The organism is Drouetiella sp., assembly GCF_059504425.1.
On sequence record NZ_JCACIN010000095.1, the window covers coordinates 1 to 21,497 of the forward strand.

Annotated in this window: 20 protein-coding genes and 1 tRNA gene; 7 read left to right on the top strand and 14 right to left on the bottom strand. The window is 50.9% G+C overall.

The window, feature by feature from the left end:
* Positions 1-156 precede the first annotated feature (156 nt).
* The 5 genes from rdgB (at position 157) to AC5JMP_RS22405 (ending at position 4,155) form a co-directional block, all read left to right on the top strand.
* A complete protein-coding gene (rdgB, locus tag AC5JMP_RS22385) occupies positions 157-741 on the top strand; it encodes an RdgB/HAM1 family non-canonical purine NTP pyrophosphatase (protein WP_495853715.1) in 585 nt (194 codons plus the stop codon).
* Between the two features lie 185 nt (positions 742-926).
* On the top strand, positions 927-1,523 hold the full coding sequence (locus tag AC5JMP_RS22390) for an SRPBCC family protein (RefSeq protein WP_495853733.1): 597 nt from the start codon (positions 927-929) through the stop codon (positions 1,521-1,523).
* Positions 1,524-1,580: 57 nt separating this feature from the next.
* Entirely contained in the window at positions 1,581-2,432 is an 852-nt protein-coding gene (locus AC5JMP_RS22395; protein WP_495853716.1) for a hypothetical protein, read from the top strand.
* Between the two features lie 2 nt (positions 2,433-2,434).
* Positions 2,435-3,124 carry a 5'/3'-nucleotidase SurE gene (gene surE, locus AC5JMP_RS22400; protein WP_495853717.1) on the top strand — a complete coding sequence of 230 codons (690 nt, stop codon included), beginning with the start codon at positions 2,435-2,437 and terminating at the stop codon, positions 3,122-3,124.
* Positions 3,125-3,165: 41 nt separating this feature from the next.
* Positions 3,166-4,155, top strand: a complete 990-nt coding sequence (locus tag AC5JMP_RS22405) for a retropepsin-like aspartic protease family protein (protein ID WP_495853718.1) — start codon at positions 3,166-3,168, stop codon at positions 4,153-4,155.
* A gap of 97 nt (positions 4,156-4,252) precedes the next feature.
* On the opposite strand, the gene AC5JMP_RS22410 is transcribed toward AC5JMP_RS22405, so the two are convergent.
* The 5 genes from AC5JMP_RS22410 to AC5JMP_RS22430 all read right to left on the bottom strand — a co-directional run bounded on the left by AC5JMP_RS22410 (position 4,253) and on the right by AC5JMP_RS22430 (position 10,618).
* Positions 4,253-4,612 (bottom strand): DUF6335 family protein, encoded by a 360-nt coding sequence (locus AC5JMP_RS22410; protein WP_495853719.1) that lies wholly within the window; start codon positions 4,610-4,612, stop codon positions 4,253-4,255.
* A 136-nt stretch (positions 4,613-4,748) separates the two neighbouring features.
* The gene (locus AC5JMP_RS22415) at positions 4,749-6,194 is read right to left on the bottom strand and encodes an MFS transporter (protein ID WP_495853720.1); all 1,446 of its coding nucleotides are present in this window, start codon (positions 6,192-6,194) and stop codon (positions 4,749-4,751) included.
* 201 nt (positions 6,195-6,395) lie between these two features.
* Positions 6,396-8,123, bottom strand: a complete 1,728-nt coding sequence (locus AC5JMP_RS22420) for a hypothetical protein (RefSeq protein WP_495853721.1) — start codon at positions 8,121-8,123, stop codon at positions 6,396-6,398.
* Positions 8,124-8,329: 206 nt separating this feature from the next.
* On the bottom strand, positions 8,330-8,719 hold the full coding sequence (locus tag AC5JMP_RS22425) for a VOC family protein (RefSeq protein WP_495853722.1): 390 nt from the start codon (positions 8,717-8,719) through the stop codon (positions 8,330-8,332).
* Positions 8,720-9,046: 327 nt separating this feature from the next.
* Positions 9,047-10,618, bottom strand: a complete 1,572-nt coding sequence (locus AC5JMP_RS22430) for a M16 family metallopeptidase (RefSeq protein WP_495853723.1) — start codon at positions 10,616-10,618, stop codon at positions 9,047-9,049.
* Positions 10,619-10,827: 209 nt separating this feature from the next.
* Here AC5JMP_RS22430 and AC5JMP_RS22435 point away from each other — a divergent pair, with 209 nt between their 5' ends.
* The gene (locus AC5JMP_RS22435; protein WP_495853724.1) at positions 10,828-11,319 is read left to right on the top strand and encodes a DUF3124 domain-containing protein; all 492 of its coding nucleotides are present in this window, start codon (positions 10,828-10,830) and stop codon (positions 11,317-11,319) included.
* Positions 11,320-11,420: 101 nt separating this feature from the next.
* On the opposite strand, the gene AC5JMP_RS22440 is transcribed toward AC5JMP_RS22435, so the two are convergent.
* On the bottom strand, positions 11,421-12,407 hold the full coding sequence (locus AC5JMP_RS22440) for a hypothetical protein (RefSeq protein WP_495853725.1): 987 nt from the start codon (positions 12,405-12,407) through the stop codon (positions 11,421-11,423).
* A 295-nt stretch (positions 12,408-12,702) separates the two neighbouring features.
* Here AC5JMP_RS22440 and AC5JMP_RS22445 point away from each other — a divergent pair, with 295 nt between their 5' ends.
* On the top strand, positions 12,703-12,966 hold the full coding sequence (locus AC5JMP_RS22445; protein ID WP_495853726.1) for an AbrB/MazE/SpoVT family DNA-binding domain-containing protein: 264 nt from the start codon (positions 12,703-12,705) through the stop codon (positions 12,964-12,966).
* Between the two features lie 126 nt (positions 12,967-13,092).
* On the opposite strand, the gene AC5JMP_RS22450 is transcribed toward AC5JMP_RS22445, so the two are convergent.
* The 8 genes from AC5JMP_RS22450 to AC5JMP_RS22485 form a co-directional block, all read right to left on the bottom strand.
* Positions 13,093-15,171, bottom strand: coding sequence for a protein kinase domain-containing protein (locus tag AC5JMP_RS22450; RefSeq protein ID WP_495853727.1), 2,079 nt, complete (start codon positions 15,169-15,171; stop codon positions 13,093-13,095).
* 195 nt (positions 15,172-15,366) lie between these two features.
* On the bottom strand, positions 15,367-17,223 hold the full coding sequence (locus AC5JMP_RS22455) for a glycosyltransferase family 39 protein (RefSeq protein ID WP_495853728.1): 1,857 nt from the start codon (positions 17,221-17,223) through the stop codon (positions 15,367-15,369).
* 130 nt (positions 17,224-17,353) lie between these two features.
* The gene (locus AC5JMP_RS22460; RefSeq protein ID WP_495853729.1) at positions 17,354-17,872 is read right to left on the bottom strand and encodes a 2'-5' RNA ligase family protein; all 519 of its coding nucleotides are present in this window, start codon (positions 17,870-17,872) and stop codon (positions 17,354-17,356) included.
* Positions 17,873-17,876: 4 nt separating this feature from the next.
* Positions 17,877-19,127, bottom strand: coding sequence for an aminotransferase class V-fold PLP-dependent enzyme (locus AC5JMP_RS22465; protein WP_495853730.1), 1,251 nt, complete (start codon positions 19,125-19,127; stop codon positions 17,877-17,879).
* 40 nt (positions 19,128-19,167) lie between these two features.
* Positions 19,168-19,239 (bottom strand) — tRNA-Asn (locus AC5JMP_RS22470).
* Between the two features lie 68 nt (positions 19,240-19,307).
* Positions 19,308-19,868, bottom strand: coding sequence for an NYN domain-containing protein (locus AC5JMP_RS22475; RefSeq protein ID WP_495853731.1), 561 nt, complete (start codon positions 19,866-19,868; stop codon positions 19,308-19,310).
* A gap of 117 nt (positions 19,869-19,985) precedes the next feature.
* Entirely contained in the window at positions 19,986-20,672 is a 687-nt protein-coding gene (locus tag AC5JMP_RS22480) for an energy-coupling factor ABC transporter ATP-binding protein (protein WP_495853734.1), read from the bottom strand.
* Between the two features lie 107 nt (positions 20,673-20,779).
* Positions 20,780-21,058: a UPF0367 protein family gene (locus AC5JMP_RS22485; protein WP_495853732.1), complete on the bottom strand. Its 279-nt coding sequence runs from the start codon at positions 21,056-21,058 to the stop codon at positions 20,780-20,782.
* Between the last annotated feature and the right edge of the window lie 439 nt (positions 21,059-21,497).

The window sequence follows — 21,497 nt, forward strand, 5'->3', positions numbered from 1 at the left end:
CGGGTTGGGTAGTGGTATTTGGGTAAGGATTTTTTGTTGCGTGGGCTTTGCCCACGCAACAAAAAATCCTTACCCCTTAAGGACTCCCACGGGTTGTGCGCTTCAGCGCGGCGCACAACCCGTTAAAATTCTGTGAAGTCTTTCAATTTTCCCCTCATGCCTCTACTCGTTGTCGCTACCAGCAATCCCGGCAAGCTCAAAGAAATGCAGGCTTACCTCACTGATCCTGCTCTGGGTTGGCAGCTTGTCCTGAAGCCCCAAGAGCTGGAGATTGAAGAGATAGGGCAAACCTTCATGGAAAATGCCTGTCTGAAAGCTTCTCAGGTGGCGATCGCGCTAGGCAAGTGGGCGATCGCCGATGATTCTGGTCTCGCGATCGATGCCCTAGGCGGCGCACCCGGTCTATATTCGGCGCGCTATGCGGCAACTGAAGAATTGCGAATTGAGCGAGTGCTGCAAGAGCTGGAAGGAGAAACCAATCGACAGGCGCAATTTATCTGTGCCGTGGCGATCGCCCGTCCAGATGGGACGATTGCTCTCCAAACCGAGGGCATTTGCCAGGGCGAAATTTTGACCGAATCCCGTGGCGTAGGCGGATTTGGCTACGACCCGATTTTCTACGTCCCAGAGCAGCAGATGACATTTGCAGAGATGCCCGCTGACGTAAAGCATGAGATTAGTCATCGAGGACTGGCTTTCCAGGCTCTACTGCCGCAGATGAAGACCCTAGCGCTGGATTAAGCCCCTTTTGAATTTTAGATTTTAGAGACTTTCACGGTTGACAGCCTGCAAAATTGTTCATTACTTTACATTTTTGCCCTCGATCGCAGACTATATCTTTAGTAACTTGCCGCTACAACTGGAACAAGCTGCATGGGTTGGCTTTCTGGTTGGTGTATGAGTTTGTGCGATTAGGAGCTGCTGAGATGACCGGAATAATATCTGTCCCTTCGTTGGATACGGCGAATGCCTCACGCTATGAGATTGGCTGTGGCTTGGTGACGCAAGATAAGCTGAATGAACAGAGCAAGCTGCTGCAAGGAGAAATTTTGCTGGAAACGCGATCGCACACCTCTTGGGGTGGCGCAGTCACGGCTCAGATGTATATTCCCCTGACGCGATCGGAAGTTTGGCAGCAGATTACCGACTATCCCCGCTGGGTGCAGTTCTTTCCTGATCTGGTGCAAAGTGAGGTGATCGATCGCCTGGAAGGTCGCAAGCGCCTCCGTCAGGTCGCACGTAAGGCATTTTTCCTGCTGACAGCTCAGGTCGAGATCTATCTCAAGGTACGAGAATCGGTGCAAACCACCTGGCAACAAATTCAATTTCAAATGGAAAAGGGTAATTTCCATGATTTTGCTGCCAACCTGCATCTACAAGATTTTGGATCGGGGACACTACTCACCTACACGGTTCAAGCAACGCCAACTTTGCCTATTCCTAGCCAGTTCATTCAGCAGGCAATGCGGCTAGATTTACCTGCTAATATGCAAAAGATGCGGCAGGTTTTGTGTGGGCGCTAAGCGCCAGAGCCGCGATAAGTTAAGAAATTCATTACTTTACAGATTTTATTTATCGGTATGATTGACCGTTTTTTTGCCTCAGTCCGCCGCTCTAGCTTTGCAGGAGGCTGCCTTGGTTTTGCAGGAGGCTGCCTTGGTTTTGCAGGAAATAGTGCAGTCGCGATCGGCATCAGTTTAGTAACCTCCTTGAGTGTGGCCGCGCCAGGAGCGGCTTTGGCGGGAGAGGCGATCGCTCAAGCCCAGCCGCCTCAATCTCCTCCGTCCTCCACTAGCCCGTCGCCCTCTGACGCATCGGTATCCCCAAGTGCGCCCTTCATGCAGCGGCTGCAAACCATGTTCTCTCCAGAAATTCGGGCAGTGCTAAACGCCTGTCAGCAAGGACAGGGAGGCGTAGACCTAGCTTCTAGTCAGAGTGGTCTAGTGACTTGTGGAGATGGTTCGTCAGTATCTGACATTGCGTACACCCAATATCTCAGCACCCTCTCGGATCTCATGGCGGCGAGTACCCTCCTGGGAATGCGGGTTGCCTTTTTGTCTGACCCACGGCTTAAGCCCGAAATGGCAGCTCAATTGCTCTCTAGTCCGCAATCAGCGGCTCCGCTTCGCAACGCTTTGACTGACCTATTAGGGAAGGTAGGCATTCTCTCAACCCAATCTCCGACCTCTCCCAGTCTTCTAGCCGATGAGGTGATGAAGCGTCTCTTGCCTGCGGTGCAAAGCACAGACAACTTGACGACTTTGTTAGGCGCACCTGAACAATACAGCCAAGTCGTCAGCCAGTTTTGCAAAGCTCCGGGTACGTCACTGGAGAAAATTCAGCAAGCCGTAGCTATGAGTTCTCCTCAGATTTATGCAGTCTGCCTTCAGGAAGCAGGGCTGGCTGATGAATTGCAGCGGACTCTTCGTTAGTCATGACGATTATTTTGACCAACGATGATGGTATTGATGCCCCCGGACTGCGATCGCTCCTTCAGGTGACAGCCAAGAAGCTGATGAACGTAGCGATCGTCGCGCCTCAACTTCCCCATTCAGGCTGTGGTCATCAGGTGACAACCCATCGCCCGTTTCAGCTGGAATGCCGCAGTCCGGCTGAATTTGCAGTGGATGGCACTCCAGCTGACTGTACCCGGATCTCCGTTAGCCATCTCTTTCCAGATGAGGTAGAGTGGGTGCTATCAGGCATTAATCCGGGCGGCAATCTAGGCGCTGATGTCTATATTTCAGGCACCGTGGCAGCCGTCAGAGAGGCGGCACTACACCGGATTCCAGGCATCGCCATTTCTCACTACATTCAGCGTAGGCGACCGATCGACTGGGATTTAGCCGCTCAGCTTTCTCTAAAAGTTTTGGACAAGCTGATGTCCCTTCCCCCCCAGCCAGGAACTTACTGGAACGTCAATTTGCCCCACCTAGACATTCACTCCCCAGAGCCAGAGATCGTTGTCTGTCCGCTCTGTACACAGCCTTTGCCTGTTGCCTATCGTTTAGAGGCAGATCATTTCCACTATGCTGGAGACTACAGCCAGCGTAGACGCGATCCTGGCTCAGATGTAGAGGTTTGTTTCTCAGGTCAGATTTCTGTCACCCCGATCGAACTTTAAGGGCAAACTGGATCACATCATCCTTCGTCACTCCACAGGCTATGACCCAGCGATTCCGATATCAGCAGCTTGTTCTCCTTGTAGGAAGTCTGGTGACAGCCCTGACCGCCTGTGGAGACGGTCAGGTGAACCTACTTCAGCAATCTGATGCGGTCGCTGTGAGTCCCTCTGCGGCTACGCCTACGGTGACAGCTATAGTCAAAACAAGTGCGTCTCAAGCTGCTCCTAACTCTGGGAAAGGCAGCACTGCCGAGAAAGATGGCAACTATGAAAAGGCGATCGCCAGAGCCACTGCTGCGGCCTCTATCACCCAATCAGCTCAGTCTCAGGACGACTGGCGCTTGGTTGCCGATCGCTGGCAGCAAGCAATCCGGCTCATGGGCGCGGTGCCAAAAACTAACAGTCGCCAAGCTCAAGCTCAGCAGAAGTTGACGGAATATCGCCGCAATCTGGCTTACGCACAGCAGCAAACTCGTCGCTCCACCGAATTGCCCAGCTCTGGAGGCGTTGTGCTACTGCCTCAGCCTAGCGCGCCACTGCCTCAGCCTCGCCCTGCTTTGCCGCTCAGGTCAATAGCGATCGCTCCGTCTAGCCTTAGCCAAACCGTTAATTCACCGGAAAGCCTTCCTGCCGCTCTCTCGCGATCGCAAGCCAGTCAACCCCGCGTGTTCTCAGCACCAATCGTCAGACGAGCAGGCAGTACGCCTGTGGTCAGCGTCACATTCAACGACGGTCAATCCTTCGAGATGATCGTAGACACCGGAGCCAGCGGTACGCTGATTACCCGCACCATGGCAAACGCACTGCGTGTCATCCCTGTAGCCCAAGCCAACGTAGATACGGCTAGCGAACGCAACGTTACCGTGCCTCTAGGCTATGTCAGCTCCATTAGCGTCGGGGGAATCACTGCTCAAAATGTTTTGGTGGCAGTTGCCGGACCAGAGTTGGGTATTGGGCTATTAGGACATGATTTTTTTGGAGGCTACGATGTCACGATTCGGGAGAATGAAGTTGAATTCAGGGAACGGTAGCAAGATTTAGCCCTTTCCTTTATTAATGTGGCTGTCGCCAGTTTACAGAGGACATTTTGGGTGGGGCGCTGCGCGCCCCACCCAAAATGTCCTTGTCCTAACCGCCTTGGCGGTTTCTATGCTCCTCTTCAGCCGAGTCTGGCTCTAGCTCCCAACGCCGATCGTCCCGACTTTCTAAAATTTCGGTGGTTCTCAAGAAGGCGCGATCGTCCATCTCTATGCCCACAGCTGCTCCCATCTCATCGACCAAGTCTTGATCGGGGGTAGGAGCCGTTCCACCAATAGCCTGATCTCCCACCAAGTCTGTAGGCACATCCTGTAACTCAATGCTTTCGTCGGTATCGCTATCGCTCAAGCTGACCCGATCGCCAGAGTCAAGATTGACAGCCAGGTCTGATTCGATCGCTGCCAGTTCTTCAGGAGTTGGCTCTGCGCTTCTATTAAAGTTGTCTGTCATAGGGTTGATAAAGCATAAGGTTGATAAAGTCGAAACCTTTGAAAACATACCTTGCAACGCTCTAGGTAAAACCCTCACAAGGATAGAGAAACTTCGCTGCTGACTTTACACCCAGAACAAGCCATGCCAGAAATTTTTAGGCGGAGGCTGGCGATCGATCGGATTCTTGCACCCACAGCAAAGGCAGCATGGCAAGCAGCCGTAACAAACTCGATAGAACAAATACGCCCAACAATCCGCTCAGCCCGTTGGGATGCCAGGACTGGGCAAGAAAACCGCCTGTCAAAGTTCCCAGAGCGCTGGCTACGCCAGAAATAGCCGCCACTATGCCAAAATAGCGGGCAGGATGGTGAATCGGTGCCACGCTAATTTGTAAGTTGTTGAGACAAAGATCGATCGCTGCCCAAGTGCCACCAATGAGCAGGTGCAAACAAGGTAGCCACAGCCAAATGGAGAGCGAACTGGTATCTGTACCTAGCCAACAGAGCGGAATTATGGCAACCACAACTCCGCTTCCCAATAAGATAGGGCGGTTGCCAATGCGATCGGCCAGCTTGCCCCACCCCACCAGCAGCACTAGGTTCGCTCCGGCTGTGAAGCTGTTGTAGACAGAGACTTTGGCAATGTCAATATGTAAGACATCCAGCATATACAGGTTATAAAACGGGGTGCCGATATTGACGGCAAATAGCCAAAGGCTAATGTAAATCAGAAAGATGAGCCGATTGGGTTGCAGAGCGCGATCGAACGAAGGCACGGCAGATATTGACGAGGGCGATCGCCCTAGCTGAGAGCCGTTTGCCTGTGGATTAACATCTGTCATGAACCCCTGACAGATTAAGCTAAGCAATCCCGCGATCGTTGCCAAGACCAGCGCCATGCCAAAGCCCTCGATCGAGCCGCCCCGCCATTGAGCCACCAGCCACCCTGCTGCTGGAATCGCAATTAGATTCGTAAGATTGGCAGCGCTGTTGCGGATGCTAAAGTAGCGTCCTCGCAACCGTCGAGGTACCAAAATCACCATCCAACTTAGCCAGGAGGCGCTGCTCAAGGCTGCAAGTAAGGCGCTAACTAGAGCCGTTATTAGCGTTAGCTCAATTAAAATCTGAGCATCTAGACCATACCAAACTGAGTAGGCAATGCCGATCGCCAATACCCACCATAGGAGTCGAGCCGTTCCATTCAGCCAAAAGTTATAGGTATAGAGGCTGTTCGTCTTTTGGGAAAGATGAGCGCCGATCGGCTGTACCAAATTCGCCAACATCGGAATGGCGGTGAGTATGCCAATCTCTAAGGTATTGGCTCCCAGTTCCAGCAAAAAATTTGTGAGTAAGACCCCAGTGGTGATGTTGGAAAACAGCGTTGCGAAAACGTTGTCTAGGGTCGAAGCCTGTAGGCTGGTGCGAACGGCATCTTTAGTTAACTTTGCGACAGAGATTAACTTTAAAGCAGAGGGATGGGGAGCGATCGCTTCACTGGCTTCGATCTGCGGAAAAGTGTTTGTGGCGGTTAAAGCTGCCGGAGCCAAAGCTGCCGGAGCTAAAGCTGCCGGAGCCGAAATATCCTCAAAATCAGCCAACATTCCTCCAGATCGTAGCCTTATGGCTGTTGCCAGTTTGCTTAGGACATTTAGGGTGGGGCGCTGCGCGCCCCACCCTAAATGTGCCCATCCTAACCGCCTTGGCGGTTGCCATAACCTTGAATCCTGAAGCTCTTTGTTGAGAAATTGGAGAGCGATCGCAAATTTGTGCTTTTCAAAAATTTCCTGTACGGCTTCACTAGCTTAATTCGTTCTGATGCGATAAAGCGCTTCTAGCCTGCCCTCAAAAATCTTGTCCACTCCCTGCTTGGGTCGATACTTGGCTTTCCAATCGTGAAGCGGCATAGAATTAATTTGTAGCAAGACGCAGCCTTTGCCTTTTTCCTGTAACTCAGCGAAGCTAACAGGCTGAGTGTAGGTCTCATAGCCCTTGGCTTCATCAATATAAAATACGGGATCAGGGAAAAGATTAATCAGCTGACTTTTTAGCTTCCTACCTGCCCAGAAATCTCCAAACTTGAGAGCAGATTCTGGCGTAGAAGCTCGTCTCGAAACGACTCTCGTACAGGATTTATATTCATCTTGCTGAAGAAAAGTTTCAATCTTAGTCAGCTCCCTCAGCCGTCTATTGGCACCTGACGCAATCTTATTGGCAGAATAGTCAATTTGCTGAATGCAGACCGCTACGCAGAGCGCTAGGACGATCGCCGGAATCGCCTGCTTCAGCTTAGCAATATTCATGCTTCTGCCGATCGCCATAGGCAGCACAATCCAACAAGCATGAATCAGCACAAAAACCAGGAAACCCATCAATCCTGCGGCTGGATTGAGGTAGCGGCTTTGCGGCTGCTGTTTGAGAGTCAGCAGCACCTGCCCCCAAGTCACCAAAGTCGTGAGTGCCAGCAAAAAGTAGACCTTTCTAAAATCAGGTCTGAAGCTAGAAGACCTGCTGAAGTTCTGCAAGGAATCGTCCTGCAAAGAATCATCCTGCAAACAATCGCCTCGCAAACGCTCCCCCTGCAGCAGCCAGACAAGCGCAAAGCCAATCGAAGCGGCTGTTGCAATTAACAAGATCGTGAAAAACACTAGATTGTGCGTGAAGAGCTGCTGAGCCTTGTCGCCCAGGCTAGAGGTATCCACAAGACCCACCTCACCACCGCCATAAGGGCCTGTATGGGTAGCCAGATCCGTCATCCATCTCAAGGTTCTGCCATATCGCGTGATAATGGGCAGCGTGGCAAGGACAAAAGCAACGATCGCTACCCCCAGCGCCAGAGCTTTTCTACGCCAGCCTTGAGGCAGCAGCAGAAACAGAGCCATCGGCAAAAGGGTCACTTTGGTTGCCATTCCTAATCCCAATACGGCTCCCAAACTGATGATGAAATGCCGCGATCGCTCCCCATTTTCTGAATTCCCATGCTCTGCGTACAGATAGCGCACTAGCACCAGCACCATGAGTTGGCTAATGCAAACCACCAAAACATCAGGCGCAACGCGGCTCGGCTCTTCCCCCAGGAAAGTTCTGAACATCAGCAGCGGCGTAATCTGCAAAATTAGAGTGAGGAGTAGATTTCTGGTGAGCTGCAGCGTTACCCATCCGACGGCGACTAGCGAACAGGCTGTCAGAAACAACAGCGCATCGTTGAACAGATGCAAATAAAGCTCAGGATTAGTCAGAACCTCGTCTGCAAGATTCTTTTTAAGCGCAGGATTAAACGGTAGCTGAACCAGGTAGCTGACCCAAAGGACGATCGCCCCTAAAGCCTGAAGCGGCGTACCCGGATGATCGGTATGCGTAGGAACCTTGAAGAGTGCCAGAACTAGCGAGTTTAACAGATAGGCATAGTCAGGGTCTTGGTTAGGCGTCCAGTAGTAGGGGCCTCTTTTGCTGCCCACTAGCAGGTAGATAATGACATAGGCAATCGGCAAGATGACGACCCAGACAGGATTAGACCATTTGTTTTTTACCACATCCTATCTCTCCATTCGCAGGGCTTGGCTAAAGAATTTTTGGTATTGCTCAATCTGGATATGATTTTTTGAAAGGATTACTCCGCGCCCCTTCCAAAAGGATTCATGCATGGAATCAGCAGCGCCGAATTTCTTTACGAATCACAGTTTACTATCATTGCAGGCATAGCAATTGCTGACCTGATAATTGGATCTCTGGCTAGAGTTCAGTAGTTAGAAATTTCGAGCAGGTTGCCGTCTGGATCGCGGATATAGAGTGAGGCGATCGCCCCCCTAGCGCCCGTCCGCTGCACTATGCCTTCGCCGACAATTTCGACCTGACAGCTTCGCAGATGTTCCATTACCTGCTCTAGAGGAATTTCTGTAATGAAACACAGGTCTGCCGAGCCAGGAGTGGAGTGCTGTGCTTTGGGTAAAAACTCTTTGCCGACTTCGTGCAAATTGAGCTTTTGCTGTCCAAATTTCAGCGCTTTGCGTGGGTTAGCCTGATCACCAAACGTCACGACCTGCATTCCCAGAACCTGTGTATAGAACTCGCAGGTCTTCTGGATATCTTGTACCGTCAGCACTAGATGGTCAAGGCGATCGATCTGCATATCATCATTTCATCGAAGTATAGCAACCGCCAAGGCGGTTAGGACGAGGACTTTTGGGGTGGGGCGCTTCGCCCCCCACCACAAATGTCCTCAGCAAACTGGCGACAGCTATAAAATCCAGATTATTGTCTCCAACAAAACCTCATTGAGAATGTCTGGCTCTAAGCTAAAGTCTGGGTGCGTTGTTCTTCCGGCTTAGCAAAATCTCTTCATTAGCTCAAGAGCTTTTTCAATCAAGAACTCCGCCGCGAGCGGACGGAGTATGAACAGCCAACTTTTCTTGCTAATGACTTACGCCGCAAGCGGCGGGGAATCTACCCGTAGAGATTAAATAGAATTGCTATCCGACAACAACTTCCCGATCGTTAAATTCTTGGGCTGAAACAGATCATTGGCGACGCGCTGCACATCTTCTGCCGTCACCGCCTCGATCGCCTTCAACGATTCGAACAGGTTATGCCAGTCTCCCGTCTTAGCCTCATACTCAGGCAGCAAGCTTGCCATGCCCTCGTTAGAAGCCAGCGTTTGCAGCAGCCCCGATCGAGACTGAGTTTTGAGGCGATCGAGTTCTTCCACTGTCACAGGTTCAGTCTTCAGGCGAGTAATTTCTGCCTCTAGAGCGGCAGCCACCTCTTCAACGCTGTGTCCTGGCGCAGTCAAAGCATAGAGGAGCATCAGGTTAGGATAGCGATCGCCCGGAAAACCATCCGCAGCTTCCACGTTCAGAGCCAACTCTTTTTCTACCAAACCCTGATAGAGCCGCGAAGTCCGCCCTCCTGAGAGCAAGCCGCCAATCATCTCATATACCGCGTGATCAGGATGGGTAAGGGCTGGACGCTGATAGCCCTCCAGATACCAAGGCTCAGTAGGCAGCTTTAGCGTAATTTCTTGCGGTGCAGTTTGTGTTGAAGCCGTAGCCTGAATGTCGGCAACGGGCGATCGCGCAGTAAATCTGCCAAAGTACGATCGCGCCATAGACTCAACTTCGACAGGATTCACGTCTCCAACGATCGCCATGACAATTTGGCTAGGTATGTAGTGAGCGTCGTAGAACTCCTGAATATCCTGGCGGGTCAGACCCCGAATATCAGCCTCAGAGCCAATCACCGGACGACCGTAAGGATTACCGGGTAGCGCCACCTCCAAAAATTTCTCCACCATTTTACCGATCGGCGAATTGTCTGTTCGCATCCGCCGCTCTTCCAGAATCACGTTTTTCTCTTCATAAAACTCCCGGAAGACGGGTTCTAGAAATCGCTCAGATTCCAAAGACATCCAAAGCTCTAGTTTGTTTGCCGGAAAACTATAAAAATAACGAGTCGCATCGGCTGACGTAGTAGCATTTAGCCCCACGCCACCCGCCTGCTGCACAATTTGCCCAAACTCGTTTTGCTTAACGTAGCTAGAAGCCTTAGCTTGAGCCTGCTCAAATTCTTGCTGTTGGGTGGCGCTTGCCTGTGAAGGTGACTGACCTTGAGCGGACTGAATTTGAGTGGACTGAATTTGCGCGGGCTGACCTTGAGTGGGCTGAATTTGAGTAGACAGAGCATCCAGGCGATCGAGCCAAGGTTTCTCAGCGCTGTAATTGCTTGTGCCGATGCGGGTTGTGCCTTTGAAAGCCAAATGCTCTAGAAAATGCGCCGCGCCTGTTTTTCCAGGCTGCTCGTAGGCAGAGCCAATATTCACATAGGTCATGAAGGAGACGATCGGAGCCTGATGCCGCTCCATGACAATGAACTTCATGCCGTTGTCTAGCGTAAACTCGCTAATGCGGCTTTCTACGCGATCGATATAGGGCTGAATAGAGCCACTTACAAAAGCCCAGCTTGGAGAAGCAGCGCCTGTGAGAAAGGCTATTAGCAGCAGCAAGAAACAAAAAACTTGTTGAAGATAACGCATCGGTATACTGACGATTCCCGTCTTTCAGCATACTCACATTTGCGCCTCATGGCTAAAACCAGCGCCTCATGGCTAAAACCATGACCTGAGTATCACCACCGGGTAGATGTACTATTAGGTCAGCGGCATAGAGACTCCATGCAAGATACTTTACCTAGCCCCTATCTTCTGATGAAGTCATGAAGCGATACCTGTATGGTCATTTAATTATGATGCTTACGTCTCTTGCAGCTTGCACATCGTTGCCAGCGCCACAACCGCCTGATGCTGCTCCGCTGAAAGTTGTCACCCTTGATAACACGGTAAAGATAGTTGCGGGTCAGACCGTTTATGTCCCAATCTACTCCCATATCTATACGGTAGAACGGAGCCGCACCTGGGACTTGACTGCCACTCTGAGTGTTCGCAATACCGAGTTGGCTCATCCAATCATCGTAACTTCGGTGAATTATTACGATACTCAGGGTAAATTAATTCGCAAGTATCTAGAACAGCCTATAGAACTCGGATCGTTATCCTCAACGGATTTTATAGTGAATCAAGATGATGTGAGCGGCGGGGCGGGAGCCGCTTTTATCGTAGAGTGGGTTGCACAACAAAAAGTCTCTGCTCCTGTAATTGAGGCAATCATGATCAATACAGTAGGAAATCAGGGGATCTCGTTTGTCACGAGTAGTAGAGTACTCAAAAGTATCAACTAATCACTTCATACCCCGGTAGTCCTCAAGCGGTAATGATTTTTTGTGGCGTTGACTTTGCCCACGCCACAAAGATCATTACCTGTACAACATCACCTGTACCCCTACTCCAAACCGAGTTGCCACAATACAGTCTGAATTTCCATCACTCGCTGGGCATTGTGCTGTGTGCTGAACAAATCTCTCGCCTGTTTCAGGTTACTACCCGCCTCTTGTGTCTGGTGCTGGCGATATTGCGCCATGCCCAGACGATAGAGGGTTTCTGCCTTATCAAGATGAGGGTCAGATGGGGGATCGATCGCCTCTGTTGCTCCAGTAGGTGAGCGAATTGCCAAAAACTGAGAGAGCGCAGAGGCAACCTTAGCTCGCTGCTTGTCTTCAGCAAAAAAATAGTTTAAGTGAATTTGCTTCCCATTCATCAGACGAAAGCTGATGCGATAGGTCGTGTGCAGCTTCCCTTTATATCTTCTGATGCGGGTAATCAAGTCGGCTGCAACCAATTGGTGCAGCGGATATTCGCTAACTTGTATTCCTCGGATACCCCATCGGGCAATACGCAGTTTTCCCGTTGTTTTGTCTAAATCGCAACGGGTGACTCGACACACGGCTACCCCAAGAACAACGCCCAAAACCAAGGGTAGACCGCCGAATAGCAGCATCCAGGGGCGATCGTCTTGCTGAACTTGTAGCGATAGCTGATTGGGATTATTCGCAAAAGCATTGATTTGAGCGGCGATCGTCTCTTTTTGCTGTCGATCGCCGCCATAGTGACTACTAAACTGGACATTTCCTAGACCTGTCGAAAGCACAACGGCATAGGTTACTTTGCCTTTACGGCTGTAATGTCTATCGACGCTAGCTCCCTGTAAGGTATTTAACTGCTCCTGGCTAGAGCCAATACCCAGCATCCCAAATCTGCTGAGCTGACATTGGCTTTGGGGAGAAAGACCTCGGTGGCAGGTTAGCGTAGTCAGTTCACCCAACGCAGTTATGATTAACCCAGCGACGATAAAACCCACAGCACTGAACCAGAGTGAAATGGCGCGATCGCGGAGCAAAACTCGGTGGGGCGTTAGCTCTAGAATTTTCATCAATCTAATCGAGCTAGAAGAGCGCTAAAACTATTTAATTTCAAGTGTTCCCAGTAGGGGGTTAGCAATGCTAACCCCCTACCCCAAGACTTACATCTTGTTAAATCCATCTTCTTTAGCGAGCTTCTCAAAAACAAATCAAACACCGCCAAACCCATAGCAACCGCCAAGGCGGTTAGGATGTGAACCTGTATGGTGGGGCGCTTCGCGCCCCACCATACAGGTTCTAAGCAAACTGGCGACAGCTATAAATGTGCTAATGTAGACACATTGTAATTACAGAAATGGGAAGGCTATGGTTGCTAGCATCAAGACCCATGTGATCAAGATTGGGAATTCTCAGGGCATCCGTATTCCCAAAACTTTGCTGGAGCAATTGCACTGGGATGGGGAAGTGGAGCTAGAGGTGCAGGAAAATCAGCTTGTGGTGCGCCCGGTTTCATTGGTGCGTCAGGGCTGGGATCAGCAGTTTCAGACTATGGCGGAACATCAGGACGATCGCCTTCTAGATGAATCTACGCTGAGTCTCACGTCCTGGGATGACGATTGGGATTGGTAGGCAAAACGGTTACTTTTCCTCCAAGCTAACGGAGGCAGCTAGTTGAGGCGAGTTGAAAGAAGTGAGCGCTCTTGGCACTTCACGATCGTCTCAATGTGCATAGCATTAGCTCAACAAAAGAGACAGTTATTTTTGGAGCTGCCAGACTTTAATGGTGTTGCCGCCGCTGCCGCTAGCGATCGTCTGCCAGTCAGGGCTAATGACAAAATGCTTCACATCTATGCCGGGGTTGAGCGAGTAGATGGCCTCTCCCGTACCGGGATTCCAGACCTTAATGGTTTTGTCAGAACTGCCGCTGATTAAGGTTTGCCCATCGGCACTGAGAGCAAGCGGATTGACGAAGCTAAGATGTCCGGTGAGGGTGCGTACCAGCTCTCCCGTTGCCAAATCCCAGATTTTAATCGTCTTGTCAGTGCTGCTGCTGATTGCCGTTTGTCCGTCAGGGGCAATCACGACCATATTGATAAAGCCTGTGTGTCCGGCAAGGGTGCGCAACTCTTTTCCGGTCGTCAAATCCCAAACTTTAAGAGTTTGGTCAGTGCCACCGCTGACCAGCGTATACCCATCCGCACTTATGTTTAGTGAGTTAATAAAACCTGTATGCCCAGCAAGGGTGCGGAGTTCTTTTCCGGTAGGCAAGTCCCAAACTTTGATGGTTTGGTCGGCACTGCCGCTGACCAAGATACGCCCATCGTGACTAATATTCAGTGCGTTGACAAAGCCTGCGTGTCCGGCGAGGGTGCGAAGTTCTTTTCCGGTCGTTAAGTCCCAGATTTTAATGGTCTGGTCGGCACTGCCACTCACTAGAGTTTTGCCGTCACGAGCGATCGCCAATGCATTCACAAAGCTTGTATGTCCTGCCAATGTCCGCAGTTCGGTTCCTGTTGCCCAATCCCAAACTTTGATGGTTTGATCAGCGCTACCGCTCACCAGAATTTTGCCGTCGGGAGAGATCGCCAGCGCATTGACAAAGCTCGTATGTCCTTGCAAAGTCCGGAGAGGCGCAAGCTGCTTAATGGTTTGAACAGAGGGATTGTAGTAGTTTTGCCAAGCATAGCCGCCGCCCAGCAGCGCCAGCAGTGCGATCGCCCCACCCCATAGCCAGCGTTTTGAGCTGGAGTGGATAGATTTCCCGACTTCAGATTGACTAACTTCTGCGCCTCCTGTTCGACCCGCTTGACGGGTGCCTGATGTGCCCTGCACGACCGTGTGTGGAGGCTGAGAAACCCCTTGACTCAGGGACTGACTCAGGGATTGACTGCCAATCCGAGTGGGCGGTGGAACCTGTGAGGCGGCTTCCAACTGCGGCAAAGTGACCAGCATTTCTTGTGTGCTCTTAGGGCGATCGCTTGCTCTAGGGGCAACGAGTTTGTCGATATAGCTCGCAAGGGGCGACGACACCTGCGGCGCATAGGGTCGCCAGTGAAACTCATTGCTGAGAGAGTCATAGATTCTGCTGTCGGTAGGCGATTTGCCTGTGAGGAGATAGATGAAGGTGCAGCCGAGGGCATAAAAATCAGACTGCGGCACGGCTTGTCCTTTCTCCTGCTCAGGCGGGGTGTAGCCAGCAGAGCTGATGCGCGTAATTTCTCCCGATTTACCCAACTGCGCCAGATAGGTGTAAGTCATTTCTCGCGCTGCTCCAAAATCCACCAACACAAGCTGTCCATTCGATCGCAGCATAATGTTTTCAGGCTTAATGTCGCGGTGAAAATAGTTTTTTTGATGCACGAGGTGCAAAACTTCAGAGAGCTGCTTTAGCCAGTTAAATGCTTGCTTTTCGCTGATAGGATTATCGCCCTGCTGCCGCATCCACTCACGTAGGTTGGGCCCGTCAATTTTTTCCATCACAATGCAGTGGAGCGGCTCTGCACTGTTGCGCGGATAGAACTGAAAATAGCTCTGGGGTTCGATCGCTGGGATACCGGGATGGGGCAACTGGCTGAGCACCATAGCCTCCTGCTGAAACAGCGCTACCGCCTTGGCATTTTGGCTGAAGTTGGATTTCAAGACCTTGAGGATTTTGGGCGTGGTGCGATCGAATGCCTCAAACACCCTGCCAAAGCCGCTCTTGTCGCTGAGTAGCCGCATCACCCGGTAGCGGTTTAGCAGCAGCAGATCAGAGCCGCAGCTCTGGCAAAATTGACTCCCATCATTGCCGGGATGGTCGGGCTGAAGACAGCGAGGATTGATGCACAGACTCATGGCAGATCCAAGGATAGACGCATCCTTGATGATAGCGACTGAAGGGGGCAGCGATCGTCTGTATGATCCCCCTAAGTGCTAATTCCTCTGGCTACACGTTACTTTTTTAGATAGCTCTCAAGCGGTTATGATTTTTGTGGTGTAGGCTTTGCCCACACCACAAAAATCATGACCTGCATACCACCATTTTTAGCCCTATCGGCTGCCTTTTTCTTGAGGGTAGCGGTCTGAAATTGAATTGAGTTGCGGTGTCTCCAGACGATTGCAGCGATAGAGCCGATAGCGATAGCCATCGCTGTACAAATTCTTGGTTTCGGCACGGCAATTTTGCTGACTCAACACGTCATCCAGGGGCTGCTCAGGCACATCCTGAAAGTTGATCAGCCATACGTCTAGAGGACTAGGAAGCTGAACGATCGCCTTACGCAGAGCCGTCACGACCGATCGCGGATTTTGAGTTTGGTGAGCTAGCAAAAAGTAGGGGTCTAGGGTAGCAGAACGTTCTTTTTGAGGCTGAACTAAATCAGTTGTAAAGGTTGAATTAACGGGATTCTGAAGATCCCAGGCAATGCCCATAAGCCTGCCCGTCTGTCCGTGGGTTTGATGAGCGATCGCCACCAGAGCCGCCCCTTCAGAGCGTTCGCGAATGCTTTGGGCTACTCTGTCAGGAAGGTGAGTTTTTTGGTAACTCGAATTGAAAATAACCGTCAATCCTCCCACTAAGCTCAAGAGAGTCACTAAAACCACAACCTTTTTGCTGCTAGTGCGAGCCAGACTCAGCAGCACTGGAGACACCTGATCGGCTGGGGCGGTCGCCACGCGAATGGCAACATCCCAACTGCTCGCCAGCCCTGCTCCTGCCAACACGATGACCGCCGGAAAATAGACAAAGTTATAGCGAAAAGCGCTCGTGAGATTGGTGCTCAGGAGATAAGTAATGATGAAAAAGAGGGCGATCGCTCCCACTACAAAGCTAGAAAGGCTCCAGACTCCTAGCCGTCGATTGCGCTCTAGGTTCTGCACCTTTAGCCCACGGTATAGCTTGGGCAGCGTCCATAGCACCATGAAAATGAGTAAAGCCCCGGATGCAATTACAACAGGGCGCGATTTGACCTGAATGGGCAGCAGATAGAGCATCGTCACCCAACCTGCCGCTGCCTGTGCCAATGGCTCTAACCAGACCGTACCGGAGCGATCGCCCTGCCGAATCCATCGGGTTAGCTCACTATCTTGAATTTCTTGCAGCATGGGCAGCCAGACCAACCCAGTGACGAGCGTGCCAGCCACCACCGCCCAAATTCTTTGCCAATGGGTCGCCGGATGCCAGATGCCCCGCTCTCGCCAGCTTTGCACCATGCCCATTGCCGAAATCACCAGCGCCTCGGCTCCCAGAGTCAAGCTAAAAAAATAGTGAGTGGCAATGCCTAATCCGTTCGCAACCACCCAAATGCCGCAAACTTTCCAGGAAAGGGGGGTGCGATCGCGAATGGCTTGAGCTGCTAGCACAAGGCAACAAAGAGAAGCCGTCACCCACAGCACGGACAGCGTATAGTGTCGGGCTTCTTGAGCCAGATAGATGCCAAAGGGAGAAACTGCGGTGAGCAGAGCGGCAACCTGCCCCACCAAGGGCGATCGAAAGGCAAATCGGCTCAGAACATAGGCCGCAGGAATAGACAAAGCGCCTAGTAAGGCCGGAAGCGAGCGAGCCGCCTCTGGTGAAACAAGCCCTTCGGCAGTTGCCGGAAACAATTTCAGCCAAAAATGCGCCAATACAAAATAGAGCGGCGGATGGTTACTCTCGGTAAACAGATTGGTGAAAACAGAGCCAATGTCATTCTGTAAGGGTCGTAGTGGCTCTAGCAGCTGCATCGCGGTCAGAATCTGATCTGAAGGAACCGTCAGGAAACTATTGCCCAGGCTGAAGACGATCGTAGAAAACTCGTCTGTCCAGAGGGGCTTAGTTGTGAGATTGACGAACCGCAGCCCCAAACCGATCGCCGTCCAAAGCGACAGCAGCAGCAGATGAAACTGACGACTTCGAGATGCTTTCATGCTGTTTCGCCTCCCATCTCAGAGGGTCTGCACTGTTTGAGAGCACACTGTTTGAGAGCACACTGTTTAAGGGCACACTGTTTAAGGAGACATAGGTTAGAAGTATACAGGTCAAAGGCATATGGGCTTTTCATGCTTTCTCCCCGTAGCCTAACTGCCACCGCTCTATGCCTCCATCACAGAGCAACGAAAGATTGTCGAGCTTGATAGTCCAATTGAAGCAGCGATCGCTCAGGCAACCGACTAATTCAGAGAGCTGTGGCGCTGCCAAGCCATAGACTAGCGTGATGTGCGGTATCCAGGTATCGGGGTGATAATGATGCGAGATTTCTGAACTCACAGGGGCTACAGCTTCCCAGATCCGCTGGTGAAAATCTGCTAGGGTACGGTTCCGCACAACTGGAATATGTAAAATCGGCTGATCTCCAGTGAAAAATCCTAGTCCTGAAGTTAAAACTTGCAATGGAGGGCAATCTCGGCTGAGTTGACTCATAATCAGCCGCAAAGCCGACACATCATACTTTTCGGCAACCTGAAAAGAAAGGTGAGGACAGGTAGCAATGGAAATATCCAACTTTCTGAATTCATCTCTCAAGCAGTCGATCGCTTTACAGTGTTGATGATCCAGCAGCGCAACAACCCCATCCATGCCCTTAAATACCCTTCTCTTCTTTGATCAGCAACAGTACAGCCTCGGTCAAAACATCATAATCTGCTGGCGTGTTGTAAATTTGAGCAGAAACACGAATTAACCGATTCACTGAACCCTGCCATGGAATAATTGGAACTTCCAAGTGCCGTTGGAACAGCGAAGCTTGTAAATGTTCGGCAGAGCCGTCGGGCAGAGGGACTACCGCCATAGAGCCAATCATCGAGTCTGGACAAGGTGGTGCAACATCTAAAGCTTTACACAGTCCGGCTCTTGCCGTCAGAACTGTAGCCCGGTTGTACTGCCTCAGCGCATCCCATCCTCCAGGCAACAAAGAACCCATAAATTGGATGGCATCAGGAATACAAAGGTAGGGCGTAGGGTCAGCGGTGCCCGTCCAGTCGAACTCTAGCCGAAAACGAGAGCGATCGATCCGGGGTGAGTTTGCCCCATGGCTAATGGTAAGCGGGCGCAGGTGGCTGTGGCGATCGGCTTGAACGTACAGAAAAGCAGCTCCCTTGGGCGCACAGAGCCATTTGTGACAGTTGCCTGTGTAATACGTTGCTCCTAGAGCCTTTAGATTTAAATCAATCATTCCAGGCGCATGGGCACCATCTACCAAAACCTCAATCCCCCTATCTGTCAGCTGGCGGATTAAAGACTGTAAAGGAAAAATCAGCCCTGTTTGGCTTGTCACATGGTCAAGTAACACCAGCCGCGTCCGAGGCGAAACCTGATTAAGAACGACAGCAATCGCCTCATCTGGAGCCTCGATCGGAAAAGGCACCTCGGCCACCACAACTTTTGCCCCAGTTATTTGGGCTGTAAAATCAAGAGCATTTCGGCAGGCGTTGTATTCGTGATTGGTGGTTAGTAGCTCATCTCCAGGCTGAAGCGATGCGCGATCGGGATTAGAAATACAGAGCGATCGCAAAACCGTATTCACGCCAGTAGTCGCGTTGGGAACAAAAGCTAGATCGGCAGCATCGGCTTTTAGAAACGTCGCCAGATCTTGCCTAGCTGCGTCCAACAGTGGCTCTAGCTCCAGCGCAAAAAATCTGACTGGCTCTTGCTCCATCTGCGATCGCAAAACCCACTGCCGTTCTAATACAGCTAGGGGACAAGCACCAAAAGATCCGTGGTTTAGGAACGTAATTTTAGGATCGAGCGACCAGAGCGATCGCCAATTCTGACCTACCACAGCACCTTTACCAGTATTCAAACTTTCTACAGGCGGCTCTGAGTAGCGAGTCATCGTGACAACTTTTGACCTTCTACAACCTAGCGCCTTAAAACTCCCCAGGCTGGATTCGAACCAGCGACCAATCGATTAACAGTCGATCGCTCTACCACTGAGCTACTGAGGATTGCGAGTCTCATGATAGCGAGGATTGAGACACTTTGGCAAGTCTTTCTGAAGATACTGAAGCGCAGATCACTCCTCCAGGCTTTTCCCCAAGCGCAGTTCAGCTAAACGCTGACGCGCAACGGGATCAATAGCATTAGAGAGAAACCGATTGGGCGATCGTCCTTTTTGAAGCATCTGCTGCTTTCGACGCACGCGCAAATTGGCGTTCTCTACATCAGAGCGCAACTGCTCAGCAGACATCCACTCTGCGCCATAGCCAACCACTGTAAGCTGTTGAGCGCGATCGGAGGTTGCCACAATCAGACGATGGTCGAACTTGCGAATGTCTCTGCGAAACAGGGCACAGGTTTTTTCAATATAAGTATCTGCGGTCTGCCTATGGTCTGTGTAGCAAATACAGATGTTGCCTAAAAACTCTCGACTGCCTGGAGTGTCTTGATACTGTGCATCAAATACAACCTGAGTATCAAAGTTTTGGTAAGCGCTGTACCCTGCCAAGGCATTCACCAACTCTCGTCTGGCTTCTTCTAACCCATGTTCGTCTCGAACCTGTTGTAAGCTGTGCCAAGCTCCAATAATGTTGTAGCCATCAACTAGAAGAATTGCTTTAGAGGCGGAGGATGGCATGGCTCAAAATGCTTAGGATGTTTATGTCTCGTTGTCCATCCCTCTATAATGACTGTCTTTATTAAGTTCTGTCTATAAGCAATCTCAAACTATCCCACTTATTTAGCTAGAGATAGCTTATTGCCGATCCGAAGCAGCATCAAAACTTTCTATCAAACGCTGCTTGAGCCTGACCGGATCGCCCTGGTCAATCACCCGACCTTGCTCTAACAGAAAAGCGCCATCGCAGTAGTCTAATTCATCAAGGCGATGCGTCACCCACAGCGCCGTCATGCCTCGATTCTTCACAAGCTGCTGCACCTGGGCAACCAAGGCGAGCTGGCTCTCAGAATCTAATAGAGCAGTAGGCTCATCTAGCAGCAGCACCTCACAGTGACGTGCGATCGCCCCAGCAATGGCAATCCGCTGTTTCTGCCCCCCACTCAAAGCATAGATAGGGCGACGCTGTAGGTTTTGTAGACTTACGGCGGTCAGAGCCTCTTCCACTCGCTGGTGAATTTCTGCAAAAGAAAGCTTTTCCTCAACTAGCCCAAAGGCGACATCGGCTCCGACCGTGGGCATAACCAGCTGATGATCGGGATTCTGGAAGACGAACCCTACAGGCGATCGCACCTCTACTTCACCCGACTGAGCCTGAAGCAGCCCAATCAAAAGACGGAGCAAAGTGGATTTGCCGCTGCCGTTCGTTCCCAGCAGCATCCAAAATTCACCCTTGGGTACTTCCAATGAGCAAGACTTCAAAACGGGAGCCTCTTCAGACCAGTTGAAGCATAGCTCGCGGACGGCGATCGCAGACTTTTCCATCACACAGGGTTTTTATAAACTGACGCCTAATATCAAACTGAGTCCAAAATAAGAGAGGCTTTTGGAAAGCGCACGCTTTCCAAAAGCCTCTCCCTGCCAAAGTTCTTTTACTCTGCTGGAGCCGTGAGCGAGAAAAATCCAGGCGGTCTTCCAGAGGCAGATCCAGCACCAGATTTTTCAGATACCTGTACGGCTGAAATCTCGTTGACTAAGATTGCGACGATTTTACCCGTCTGCTGTTCACAGGTGAGTTCTAAGGTGGCTGGATGACCTGAACGCATAGCCTCTAGAACTTGTTGATAAAGGGCTTTGGCATCTTCATCTGATTTGCGCTGCACCGAGAGCGTCACGGGAGTATTTTTCAGGGTTACGTCAATAATGAACATGGAGTTTCGCGTTAGCAGGGCATGACTTGTCTATTGTCTCTCTTCAGTATCTCAAATGGGCAGGCAGTCTCTCAAATTGGTAGGAGATTAAGGGCGATCGTCCTTAATCTCCTGTCTTTCAGGTCATCGCATCTGTCACCATGTCTGTCACTAGCGCCGATAAGCCCGCAAAAAATTTAAGCAAAGCTAAACAATTTTAGATTCACTGGGCTGAAAAACTCCGAAAGATATCGGTATAATGAGCAATAAGTAAAGAATCGTAAACTTGTCTCACACTCCGTGGCGTTTTGTACTTCTGCTCAACTTGAGAGGCAGATTTTTCAATCCCACGGAGTGGCAAGTAAGTTCTGCCAACGCCTTTATATCTTTTTGGAGATTAGATTTATGACCATAGCAATGGGGCGATCGCAAGCCCAGCGAGGATGGTTTGATGTCCTCG